The organism is Corynebacterium sp. MSK074 (genome assembly GCF_030229735.1).
Classification (GTDB): Bacteria; Actinomycetota; Actinomycetes; order Mycobacteriales; family Mycobacteriaceae; genus Corynebacterium.
In genome coordinates, this window is the sequence record NZ_JASPIX010000038.1 from 1 (window position 1) to 435 (window position 435).

Genomic DNA, 435 nt, shown 5'->3' on the forward strand with positions numbered 1-435 from the left:
ACCACCAGTAGAAAAGAAATAGCTGCCTAAGCACTAGGTAGCCCCACTACGTGTCCACGATTTGCGGGCAACCCCACCCGCCGAGGTGGTATTCGATGCGGTGGTCGAGTTGGCACCGGGTGGCGGGGACGGTGCAGCCGGGCCAGCGGCAGGTGGCGTCTCTGCCTTGGGTGTAGGCGCGGATGTCGGTGGTGGGGGTGTAGGAGTCTGCCTCGTCGGCTAAGAGTCGGCGGATGAAGGTGTTGTTGGTGGGTGCGTGGTTGAGGTTTATCCATCCGGCACCAGGGTGAAAGACGAGGTTGGTGTCGGGGTTGGTGGTAAACGTGTTGATGGCAACACTGGTGTGGGTGTCTTCCAAGATGAGGTCGATGAGTGCTTGTGCTGCGGTGGTGGTGGTCTGGTTGGTGTAGGCGTCGATGTGGCGGGCGATGATGG

General features: G+C 60.7%; 1 pseudogene. It reads right to left on the reverse strand.

The features are described 5' to 3' along the window. Nucleotides 1-46: 46 nt before the first annotated feature. A pseudogene (locus tag QP965_RS11450) lies at nucleotides 47-435 on the reverse strand (HNH endonuclease signature motif containing protein); the annotation flags it as partial.